This window comes from Streptomyces sp. NPDC060205, assembly GCF_042728395.1.
In the GTDB taxonomy this organism is placed as follows: domain Bacteria; phylum Actinomycetota; class Actinomycetes; order Streptomycetales; family Streptomycetaceae; genus Streptomyces.
Genome location: NZ_JBHWZP010000059.1, coordinates 25,305 through 36,603, shown reverse-complemented (window position 1 = coordinate 36,603; position 11,299 = coordinate 25,305). Strand labels below are relative to the sequence as shown.

The 11,299-nt window shown below is 72.8% G+C and carries 8 protein-coding genes; 5 read left to right on the top strand and 3 right to left on the bottom strand.

The window, feature by feature from the left end; all coding sequences use genetic code 11:
• Positions 1 to 169: 169 nt before the first annotated feature.
• The gene (locus ACFWGJ_RS13565; RefSeq protein WP_387323336.1) at positions 170 to 637 is read right to left on the bottom strand and encodes an STAS domain-containing protein; all 468 of its coding nucleotides are present in this window, start codon (positions 635 to 637) and stop codon (positions 170 to 172) included.
• Between the two features lie 261 nt (positions 638 to 898).
• Between ACFWGJ_RS13565 and ACFWGJ_RS13560 the strand changes: the two genes are divergently transcribed.
• The 5 genes from ACFWGJ_RS13560 to ACFWGJ_RS13540 all read left to right on the top strand — a co-directional run bounded on the left by ACFWGJ_RS13560 (position 899) and on the right by ACFWGJ_RS13540 (position 6,596).
• Positions 899 to 1,372: a hypothetical protein gene (locus tag ACFWGJ_RS13560; protein WP_387323334.1), complete on the top strand. Its 474-nt coding sequence runs from the start codon at positions 899 to 901 to the stop codon at positions 1,370 to 1,372.
• A 16-nt stretch (positions 1,373 to 1,388) separates the two neighbouring features.
• Complete coding sequence (locus ACFWGJ_RS13555; protein ID WP_387323333.1) at positions 1,389 to 1,922, top strand: GNAT family N-acetyltransferase; 534 nt, start codon at positions 1,389 to 1,391, stop codon at positions 1,920 to 1,922.
• A gap of 113 nt (positions 1,923 to 2,035) precedes the next feature.
• On the top strand, positions 2,036 to 3,535 hold the full coding sequence (locus ACFWGJ_RS13550) for an ABC transporter substrate-binding protein (RefSeq protein WP_387323331.1): 1,500 nt from the start codon (positions 2,036 to 2,038) through the stop codon (positions 3,533 to 3,535).
• Between the two features lie 66 nt (positions 3,536 to 3,601).
• Positions 3,602 to 5,332, top strand: a complete 1,731-nt coding sequence (locus ACFWGJ_RS13545) for an ABC transporter permease subunit (RefSeq protein ID WP_387323329.1) — start codon at positions 3,602 to 3,604, stop codon at positions 5,330 to 5,332.
• A complete protein-coding gene (locus tag ACFWGJ_RS13540) occupies positions 5,325 to 6,596 on the top strand; it encodes an MDR family MFS transporter (RefSeq protein ID WP_387323327.1) in 1,272 nt (423 codons plus the stop codon). The genes ACFWGJ_RS13545 and ACFWGJ_RS13540 overlap by 8 nt, the downstream gene beginning before the upstream one ends.
• 154 nt (positions 6,597 to 6,750) lie before the next feature.
• Here the strand turns inward: ACFWGJ_RS13540 and ACFWGJ_RS13535 are convergent, their stop codons facing one another.
• Positions 6,751 to 8,259, bottom strand: a complete 1,509-nt coding sequence (locus ACFWGJ_RS13535; protein WP_387323325.1) for an MFS transporter — start codon at positions 8,257 to 8,259, stop codon at positions 6,751 to 6,753.
• Between the two features lie 199 nt (positions 8,260 to 8,458).
• On the bottom strand, positions 8,459 to 11,227 hold the full coding sequence (locus ACFWGJ_RS13530; protein WP_387323342.1) for an NHLP bacteriocin export ABC transporter permease/ATPase subunit: 2,769 nt from the start codon (positions 11,225 to 11,227) through the stop codon (positions 8,459 to 8,461).
• Positions 11,228 to 11,299 lie beyond the last annotated feature (72 nt).

The following is an 11,299-nucleotide window of genomic DNA, read 5'->3' as shown; positions in this document are numbered from 1 at the left end:
GGGCCCGTCGGAGCCGTCGGCGTCACCGTGGGGCGGTGACGCCCCAGGACCCCACCTCGCGATGTCCGGAGTCGTAGAGGGCCGACCCGTCACCGGGTCGCAGCTCGTAGTGCCGGAGGTTCCCGCCCCGGTAGCGCAACGGCTCGGGAAGGCGGTCCGGCAGGTCTCCTCAGTCCTCGGGAGCCGGAGGAGGCGCGGGAGGCAGTTCCGCCAGGGGCGGGAAGCGGCCCAGGAGGCCGCAGGCGCGTAACAGGCGGTGGATGCGGGGCTGGTCGGACACCAGGCGCAGGGTGCCGCCGCGCTCGGTGGCCCGGCGCTCGGCCCGGCACAGCACCCGCAGCCCCGAGCAGTCGAAGAACTGGACCTTCCGCAGGTCCACCACGACCTGCGGCACGCCGCCCGAGGTCAGGGCGTCCAGGTGCTCGCCCAGGGCGCCGGCCGTCGCCATGTCGATCTCACCGAGCACCTCGACGACGGTACAACCGGGACCCGGGTAGCTGTGCGCATACGGATTCGCCGGGGGCGGCCGTAACTCCGCCGCGCTCTCGGCTCCGGGGTGCGCCGTGCCTGCGAGCCCGGGTTCCTCGGTGCCGCCCTCGGGCGGACCGGCGGCGTGATCATGGGGTTGGGGTGGCATGTCGGCTCCACCTCGTACAGGGACAGGCGTATTCGATCTCGGTTGTTACCCGTAGTGCGCCGGAACCATCCATACCGCCCGCAACGCAAGATCTAGTTCACTCGACCTAGTGAACTTCGGCCGTAGCAGTTGACTTTTGGTCTTTTTGTTTGCTCAACGCGCCCTGTTCATGGGGGTGTTGTCGCCGTACAGTCGCCGTGCTGCCCCGGTCCCTGGCTGCACGACGCGATTGCACGACTGTCTGGCCAAGGAGGGTTGGCGGTGGGAACGCCGGTACGCGATTCCTCGGACGGGCCCGCACTGCTCACCGAGCACGGGCTCATGGAACCTGTCCGGGAGATGGAGTTCACGGCCCATTTCGACCGCCAGGACGGGGAGTTCGCGGCCCAGGCCGCCGCCGTGGCGGTGACGCAGGTCATCGACGCCCCGCTGTCGTTCGTCTCACCGGTCCTCGACGCGGGCTGCTCCGCGAGCAGATGTCTGCTGGCGCGCAGTGCCGCCGACGCCTGCCGGATCGTCCTCAGGGCGGACCCCTCGGGCATCACCGTCGCGGCCACCGACGACGTCGCGGTCCCGCTGGACGCCGGCGATCCGTCCGGTGCCAAGAACCTGCCGCTGCTCGCCGTCGTCGACGGACTGAACGTGCACCACGGCCCCGACGGCCATGTCTGGGTCGTGTGGAAGGGGTCGTGGCGACGGACCGGCCTGCCCCAGGGCGGGCCCGTACAGTCTTAATGCATATGATGCGCAAGTGCGCGACTACTGCATAAGAACGGCGACCCCCGACGACGTCGACGGCGCCCGCTCCGTGATGCTCGACACCGTGTACCGGGACTTCGGCACAGGGTACGTACCCCGCTGGCACCGGGACATCATCGACCTCCACGGCGCCTACGTCGCGCCCGTCCGCCACACCCTGCTGGTCGCGGTCGACCGGCGGGACGGCACGGTGGCCGCGACCGCCGCCCTCGACGCGCGCGGCCCGGCCCACCCGCCGAACCCCCGTCACGTGGCCGAGCGCTACCCCTCCGGCGAGACCGCCCAGCTGCGCCGGGTCTACGTCCGCCCCGAGGACCGCAGACAAGGGCTGGCCCGCCGGCTCGTCGCGGGTCTGCTCGACTTCGCGGTGGCCGACGGCGGCTATCGCTCCGCCTATCTGCACACCGACCCGTCGGTGCCCGGAGCCGAGGCGTTCTGGCGTTCGCTGGGCAAGGCGGTCCACGACGAACGCGAGGAACCGGGCGGCGGCCAGGGAATCATTCACTTCGAAGTCCCCCTGCCCTGATCCCTGCGCCGGCCCCTGCCCCGATCCCCGCCCTGACGACGCGGCCCCGCCCGCGCCAGGCACCCCGCACCAGGCATTGCGCACCCCGCACCCCGTACCGAACGAAAGCAGCCATGCTCCCTCTGCCACGCCGTCGCAGGTTCGTCGCCGGACTGCTGCTCGCCCCCCTGCTCACCGGCTGCTTCGCCTCCGGCGGCGGCGACGGGTCCTCCGGCGGCGCGGAGGGCGCCCGGCTGAAGGTCGCGCTCGCCTTCCCGCCCGCCGAGAACTTCTCCCCGTACGGCGCCGACGCCACGCTCCTCAGCAGGCTCGGCGTCACCGAGGGCCTCACCCGTCTCGACGCCAACGGCGCCGCCGCCCCCGCGCTCGCCGAGTCGTGGACCCGTGAGAACGACCGCGGCTGGCTGTTCACCCTGCGGGACGCCACCTTCCAGGACGGCACCGAGGTCACCCCGAAGGCCGTCGCCGCCGCCCTCACCCGCGCCGCGGACGCCGACCCCGTGACTGCCGCCCTCTCCGGCGTCGAACTGACCGCCGAGGCCGCGGGCGACGGCCGGGTACGCGTCACCACCGCCGACCCCGACCCGGCCCTGCCGCTGCGCCTGTCCAGCCCCGGCCTGGTGATCCTCTCGGCGAAGGCGTACACGAAGAAGGACGCCGTCAGCCCCGTCGGCACCGCGACCGGCCCCTTCGAACTCACCGGGACCACCGGCACCACCGCGGCCACCCTCGACCGCTTCGACGACTACTGGGGCGGCCGTGCCCAGGCCTCGGGCGTCGACGCGAAGTTCATAGCCGACGGCACCGCACGGACGAACGCGCTGCGCACCGGCGAGGCCGACATCGCCGAGGCCGTGCCCGTCTCGCAGGCCGCCTCCCTCGACAAGGCGACCCGCCGCGAGACCGCCACCACCCGCACCACCAGCCTGCTGCTCAACACCGGGTCGGGCGCCTTCAAGGACGCGAGGACCCGGGCCGCCGCCCGCGAGGCGATCGACACCTCCGCCCTCGCCAAGGGCGTCTACGAGGCACACGCCGACGCCGGAGCCGGAATCTACGGGCCCGCCCTCACCTGGGCGGCCGACAAGCGCGTGAAGCCGGCCGGCCGGGCCGCGGCGGGCTCCGCCGCCGGGAAGACGCTCACCGTGGCCACGTACGACAACCGGCCCGAGCTGCCCGAGGTCGCCCAGGTGCTGAAGCAGCAGCTGGAGAAGGCCGGCTTCACGGTGAAGCTGGAGGTGCGCGAGTACTCGCGGCTGGAGAGCGACGCGCTGGCCGGGACGTTCGACGCGTTCGTGTCCGCCCGCAACACCATGCTCGACACCGGCGACCCGGTCTCCATCCTCGCCAGCGACTACACCTGCGAGGGCAGCTACAACCTGGCCCAGCTGTGCGACAAGAAGGTGGACAAGGCCGTCTCCGAGGCCGAGTCGGTCAGCGACACCGCGAAGCGGCAGGACGCGGCGATGACCGCCGAGGCGGCGGTCCTCGGCACGGACGCCGTCGTACCGCTGGTCCACCAGCGGATCATCACGGGCGTCGGCGCCGAGGTCGGCGGCGTGCTCCTCGACCCGTACGAGCGCGGCCTCGTCGGCGTCGGCACCCGGCGCTGACGGGCGGCGAAGCACGTGCTCAAGGCGGCTCCCGCGGTCAGGGCCACCCTTCGCGGCGGGGCGCCGGTGCTGCTCTGGCGCGCCGTCCTGGTCGCCGTCCTGCTGTGCGGCGTGGGGCTGCTGCCGTGGCTCTCGCGCACGGACCCGGCGCTCACCGTGCTCAGGGCGCGGTCCGCCGAACGCACAGCGACCCCCGAGGTACTGGACACGATCCGCGCGCAGCTCGGCCTGGACGCCGGGCCGCTGCGGTTGCTCGGTGACTGGCTCGGCGGACTCCTGCGCGGCGACGCGGGCGTGTCGTGGATCTCCGGCGCGCAGGTCATGCCGTCCGTCCTCCAGGCGCTCGGGGTCTCGCTGCTGCTGATGGGCGGGGCGCTGCTCGTCGCGGCCGGCACGGCGGCCGGCGTGTGCGCGCGGACCCTGCGGCTCGGGGCCGGCCGACGGCTCGACGAGCGGCGTTCCGCGGGCACCGGCTCGGCGTTCCTGGCCACCCTGCCCGACTTCCTGACCGCCTCCGTGCTCGCCTCCGTCGTCGGCGTACAGCTCGGCTGGCTGCCCGCCCTCGGCTGGTACGGCCCCCGGTGGATGGTGCTGCCCGCCCTCGCGCTCGGCCTGCCCGCGGGCGCGCTGCTCGGACGGATGCTCGACGACCTGCTGCCGGGCGCGTTCGCCGAACCGTGGGCGCTGGCCGCCGCCGCGCGCGGAGTCCACGGCCGCACCGTCGCACGCCAGGCCCTGCGCCGCTGCGTCCCCGGCCTGCTGCCGAACCTGGGACTGTTCGTCGTCGGCCTGACCGGCGGCGCGGTGGCCGTGGAACAGGTCTTCGACATCCCGGGGCTCGGCCGGCTCTCCCTCCAGGCCGCGGTCGCCCAGGACCTGCCCGTCCTCCAGGCCGGCACCCTGGCCCTCGTCGTGCTGGCGGCGGTCGTCGGCGGCCTCGCCCGCCTCGGCGCACGCCTGCTGATCGGCCCGGCCCTGCGCGACGGCGCGCTGCCCTCACTGCACCGCCCGACCCCGTCCCGCCCCGCCGCACCGCCCCTGCTGTACGGAGGCCTGCTGCTCGCCGTCGTGGTGCTGGGCCTGGCCCGCGACCCTCTGGAACTGGACACGACGGCCCGGCTCCAACCGCCCTCCTGGACGCACCCGTTCGGCACGGACGCGCTGGGACGCGACGTCCTGGCCCGGGTCGGCCACGGCGCACTGGACACCCTGGCCCTGGCCGCGGCCGTCAGCGCCGCCGCGCTGCTCCTGGGCGTACTCCTCGGGCTGCTGCCGCGGCTCTCCGGGCCGCTCGCCGACACGGTCAACGCGGTCCCGCCGGTCCTGGCGGCCCTCCTGGTCACCGCGGTCGCGGGCAGCGGGTCCGCCACTCCGGCCCTCGCGGTGACCGCGGTCGCCTGGGCGCCCCTGGCCGCCCACACCTCGGCCCTGCTCCGCCAGGAGAAGGCCACCACCCACCTCGCGGCCACCCGGGGCCTCGGCGCGACCCCGCTCCAGCTCCTGCGCCACGAACTCCTCCCGGCGGTCCTGCCCCCGGTCCTGCGCCACGCCCTGCTCCGCCTGCCCGGAGTGGCCCTGTCCCTCGCGGCCCTCGGCTTCCTCGGCCTGGGCGCCCAGCCACCGTCCCCGGAGTGGGGGCTGCTGCTGTCCGAGAACCAGCCGTACGCGGAACGGGCGCCCTGGGCGTCACTGGCACCGGCCGCCGCGCTGGCCCTCCTGGGAGCCGTCGCGGTCACGGCAGGCGGCGGCGTCAGATGGCCCCGCCACCCTCTGCGCGCGCGGCGACGACATGCCTGAACCGACAACACGGGCCGGTGCGAAACCCCTCACCGCCCTGCGCACCTTCACCTCCCTCTCCCCGCTGCTGCGCCTGCTCGTCCTCACCCAGCTCGCCTTCAACATCGGCTTCTTCGCGGTCCTGCCCTTCCTCGCCGCGCACCTGGGCACGGCGATCGGCATGGCGGGCTGGCTGGTCGGGCTGACCCTCGGGCTGCGGACCTTCAGCCAGCAGGGCCTGTTCGTGGTGGGCGGCGCGCTGGCGGACCGGTACGGGGTGCGTCCGGTGGTGCTCGCCGGCTGCGTCCTGCGCATCGCGGGCTTCACCTGGCTCGGGTACGCCGCAGCCACCTGGGCGGTCATCGCAGCCGTCCTCCTGATCGGTTTCGCCGCCGCGCTCTTCTCACCGGCGGTCGAGTCGGAGGTGGCCCGGCAGGCGGTGTGCCGGGAGGAGGCGGGGGAGGGCCCGCGGACGCACGTACTGGCGCTGTTCACCGTGGCGGGACAGGCGGGCGCCTTCATCGGCCCGTTCATCGGGGCGCTGCTGCTGGGCGTGGACTTCCGCACGGTCTGCCTGGCCGGGGCGGGAGTCTTCGTGCTCGTCCTGGCGGGCCACGCGTGGCTGCTGCCGCAGCGCATTCCCGGCCGGGCGCGGATCCGTACCGGCGGCGGACTGCGCCGCCTGGCACGCAACCGCCGCTTCCTGGCCCTGTGCTGCGCGTACGGCGCCTATCTGCTCGCGTACAACCAGCTGTACCAACTGCTGCCCCTTGAGGTGGAGCGGGCGACGGGCTCACAGGCACCGCTGGCCTGGCTGTTCGCGCTCTCCTCCCTGCTGGTCGTGACGGCCCAGCTGCCCGTCACACGCTGGGCGGGCAACCGCATGGACCTGCGCCGGTCCATGACGACGGGACTGCTGCTGATCTCGGCGGGCTTCGCGGTGGTGGCCGCGGCCCGCCCCGCCGCCTGGACGGGAACGGCGGGGCTCCTGCCCGTGGCCGGTTACGTGGTCCTGCTGACCCTGGGCCAGATGCTGGTCGCCCCCGCGGCCCGGGCCTGGGTCCCCGACCTGGCCGAGACCGACAGACTGGGCCTCTACACAGGCGCCCTCTCCTCGATCTCCGGCCTCCTGGTCCTCCTGGGCAGCGCCACCACAGGCACCCTCCTGGACACGAACGTCCCCCCGGCCGTCCCCTGGCTGCTCCTGGCAACGCTCACGGCGGCGGCGACAGCCCTCCTGCCCCAACCCCCTCCGGCAAGGACTGGGGCGCAGCCCCGTCCTTGAGAGGCGCGGGGAACTGCGCGACCAGCCGTCCACGCCGCCGCAGACGAAAACGCACCCCCGGGAGGGGAATCGCAAAAGAGGGGCCACCGTCTCCCTGAAGACGGCGACCCCTCGGCCCAACGACGACGCGACCGCGTCACATGTGGCACATGTGTCACATGTGAACGACAGGCGCGGCGTCAGAATTCTGCTCCGGCAGCCCACGACGGAACAGCAGGAACGTCACCACCGCCCCCGCCGCGAAGAACCCGGCGGACCACCAGAACGCGGTGGTGTAGCTCTCGATGGACGACTGCGCCCGCACCAGCGGATCCCGCGCGTCCTTGCCGACCAGGAAGCTGGTCGCGGCGCTCGCGGCCAGGGTGTTGAGGAGCGCGGTACCGATGGACCCACCCACCTGCTGCATGGTGTTGACCGTGGCCGAGGCCACTCCCGCGTCCTCCGCCGCGACCCCACTCGTGGCCAGCGCCATCGCCGGCGGCATCACGATGCCGAGCCCGGCGCCCATCACCAGCAGCGGCGGCAGCACGGCGGTCGAGAAGGCGGAGTCGACGTCGATGGCGGTCAGCCAGATCATCGCGACGGTGGCCAGCGCGAACCCGGCCGGGATGACGGTCTTCGGCCCGATGCGCGGCACCAGGATCGTCGTGGACACCTGGGCCATGACCATCAGGGCGGCCATCATCGGCAGGAAGGCCACACCGGTCTTCGTCGGGCTGAAGCCGAGGTTGAGCTGCAGGTAGTAGGTGAGGAAGAGGAACACACCGAACATGCCCGCACCGGTCACCAGGACGGCGATGAACGAGGCCGCGCGGGTCCGGTCCAGCAGCACGCGCATCGGCAGCAGCGGGTGCGCGGCACGGGTCTGCCACCAGCCGAAGACCGCCAGGAGGATGCCGCCCGCCACCAGGAAGCCCCAGGTCAGGGCGGAGCCCCAGTCGTGCGTCTCGGCGTTGGAGAAGCCGTACACCACGGAGAAGAGACCGGCGGAGACGAGCAGCGCGCCCGGCAGGTCGAGCTTGGAGTTCGCGGCGTCACGGTGGTTGTTCAGCAGGACCCAGCCGCCGACGAAGGCGGCGACGGCGAAGACGACGTTGACGTAGAGCGTCCAGCGCCAGTCCAGCGCGTCGGTCAGTACACCGCCGAGCAGCAGGCCGAGGGCGCCACCGGCACCGGCGATCGCGCCGTACACGCTGAACGCCTTGGCGCGTTCCTTGGCGTCGGTGAACGTCGTGTTCAGCAGGGAGAGCGCGGCGGGTGCGAGCAGGGCGCCGAAGACACCCTGGAGGGCGCGTGCGACGACCAGCATCCCGAAGCTGTTGGCCGCGCCGCCGAGTACGGAGGCTCCGGCGAATCCGGCGACGCCGATGAGGAAGGCGGGCTTGCGCCCGAAGAGGTCGGCGATCCGGCCGCCGAGGAGAAGCAGCGAGGCGAAGGCCAGGGCGTACGCCGTGACGATCCACTGGCGGTTGCCGTCGGTGAACCCGAGGTCGGCCTGCGCGGAGGGCAGCGCGATGTTCACGATGGTCGCGTCCAGCACCACCATCAGCTGGGCGATACCGATGATGGCGAGGATCCACCACCGGTTCGCCGGGCGCGCCGCGCCAGGTGCGTCCGGAGCGCCCGTGCGGGCGCCCTCGGACAGGGTTTGTGTCTTGGACATGGGAGGACTCCAGGGAAAGTTCGCTCGGCACGGGGAGTACGTAAACGAAACTGTTTCGTACTCTTCGAGGCTAGACCACTTTCATCGAAACGACAAAGTTTCGCTAGCGAGACGGACGTCACACGCGCGGCGGTCAACCCTGAGAGCCGGTCCCGGGTCCGGACGACCGGCCCCGAGCCCGGACGACCGGTGCCGAGACCTACTGCATCTGCCGTCGCACCAGCTCGTGCAGCCGGCCGCCCGTGTCCGCGAGGAGCTGCGCGGGCGTGCCCTGCTGGGCGATCCGGCCGTCCTCCATCACGATGACGCGGTCCGCGTCCATCACGGTGGACAGCCGGTGCGCGATCACCACGCGGGTCGCGTTGAGCGCGCGGGTGCTCTCGATGACCGTGCGCTGGGTCTCGTTGTCCAGCGCGCTGGTCGCCTCGTCGAAGAACAGGATGCGCGGGCGCCGGATCAGCGCCTGGGCGATCATCAGCCGCTGGCGCTGGCCGCCGGAGACCGCGCCGCTGCCCGAGACGATCGTGTGCAGCCCCATCGGCATGCGCCTGATGTCGTCGGCGAGCCCCGCCATCTCCGCGGCGGCCATCGCCTCCTCCGGCGTGTAGGCCTCCGTACCGCAGATGACGTCCATGATCGAGCCGGTGAACGGCTGCGCGTGCTGGAGCACCACACCGCACTGGCGGCGTACGGCCGACTGGTCCAGCGCGGCCAGGTCCTGGCCGTCGTACAGCACACTGCCCGCGACCGGCTTGTCGAAGCCGATGAGCAGCCGCAGCAGTGTGGACTTGCCGCAGCCGCTCGGGCCGACGACGGCCACGAACTCGCCGGGCCGGATGGCGAAGGACAGGTCGTCCAGGACCAGCGGCCCGTCGTCGGTGTACCGGAACGACAGCTTCTTCGCCTCGATGGCCCCGGACAGCTCGGCGGGCCGCGTGCTCGCCACCCGGACCTCCGGCTCCGCGTCGAGGACCGGCTTGATCTCCTCGAACATCGGCAGCGCGGCCACCATCGACACGAAGGAACCCGTCAGTTGGGTGACCGAGGTCAGCAGCATGGTCATCGAGGTGTTGAAGGTGAGGAACGCGGCGGCCGACAGCGTTCCGCGCGCCGGGCCCGCCAGCAGCATGAACATGATGAGCGAGCAGAGCGGCAGATACACCGAGCCCAGCACGGTCGTCAGGTTCTTGATCCGGCCGACCCGCTGCTGGAGTTCTCGGCTGCGGGCGAACTCGCCCGCCCAGGCCGCGTACGCGTAGTTCTCCGCCGCCGCGACCCGCAGCTTCGGCAGCCCGCGCAGGGTCTGGAAGGCCTGGTTGTTGAGTTTGTTGCTCAGCACGATCAGCCGGCGCTGCCAGCGCACCTGCCACAGCCCGAGCCCGAGGAACACCCCCGCGATCACCACGAGCATGCCGATCGCGGCGAGCGCCATCGGCACGCTGAACCAGAACAGCAGCGCGAGGTTCATCGCGCCGACCGTGACCGACTGGACGACCACCGGGCCGAGGCCCGCCATCATCCGGCGGATCGCGCTGATGCCCATGGCGGCACTGGCCAGCTCACCGGTGGAGCGCGAGGTGAAGAACTTCGTGGGCAGCCGCAGCAGCCGGTCCCACACGGCCGGCTGGAGCGTGGCCTCGATGCGGCCCTCAAGCCGCAGCATGGTGAGGTTCTGCATCAGCATGAACGCCGCCGACACCACACTGGCGATCATGATGGCCAGACAGATCTGGACGATCAGGCTCTCCTGGGCCTTCGGTACGAACTCGCCCAGCACCTTGCCGGTCGCGACCGGTACCAGCGCGCCGAGCGCCACCGTCACCAGACCGCTGAGCGCGAGATTGCGCATGTCCCCGCCGGTGCCCTGGAGGCTGAACCGGAGCAGCCGCAGCGGCGTCAGCCCGCGGTCGGGCAGCGGCCGGTAGAACATCACCGCACGCGGCTCGAACTCCGCCGCGTTCGCCTTCTCCACCGGTGTCTCCCGGCCGCTCGACGGATGCACCGCCACATAGCCGCCACGCCGCCACAGCAGGGCGGCCGGCGCGCCCGAGGCGACCCGGTGCCCGACCAGCGGGCCGACGTTGTCGCGCCACCAGCGCCCGTCGAGACGGACGGCACGCGCCCGGACCCGGGACGCGAGCGCGATCCGCTCCACCGGGTCCAGGCGGTCGCTCTCCGAGCCGCCCTTCGCGGGATCGGCGAGGGTGATCCCGGCCGCGCGGGCGACGAGCCTGCACGCCGCGTACGTGGCATCGGCGTCGGCCGCGCCCTGACCCTGGCCCGAACGCTTGGAGATCGAGGCGAGCAGCGTGCGGTCGGCCTGCGCGCGGACCGCCTCGCCCGCCTTGATGCCCGCGGCCGTCCGGGTCTCGTGGGTGCGCTCCAGCTGCTCGATCCAGCGGTCGAGGGTGGCCAGCAGCCGGTACTGCTGGTCGACCATCGTCTGCCACATCGCCGGGTCGACCAGCAGGTCCGCCGCGGCCTCGGCGCCGTACAGGGAGCCGTACTGCACACTGCCCGGCGCTACCTGCGTCCACAGGACGTCGTCGTCGGTCAGGGCCGCGTCCCGCTCGGTGGCCAGCGGCGCCTCGAAGAGGACGGCGAGCCCTCGGCCGACACCGAGGGAGAGGGCGTACTCCAGCGGACTGGTCGACGGGGGTACGTACTGGGGGGTGCCGTACGCGTCGTACGTCCAGGTCTCGGTCTGCGGCGGCCGGTGCAGCTCGCGCAGCTCGATACGGCGCAGGACGCACTCGCGCAGGGGCCGGCCGACGAGCGTGTGCTGGGGTCCGGCGACCGGGCCGAGCAGCAGCGAGCCCGCTTCGAGCCGGCCGAGGTGGTGCCAGTGCCCCTGCTGGGCCGCGTCCACGGCGAACAGGTCCATGGCTCCGGCCGCGACGAGCCACAGGACGTGCGGACCTTCGAGGTCCAGACGGTTCAGGCCCGAGCCGTCGACCGGGACGCCCATACCGCCGAGCGCGGCGAGCACGTAGTCGCCCTCGGTCACGGGTTGCTGATACGGAGGCTGCTGCTGGTACTC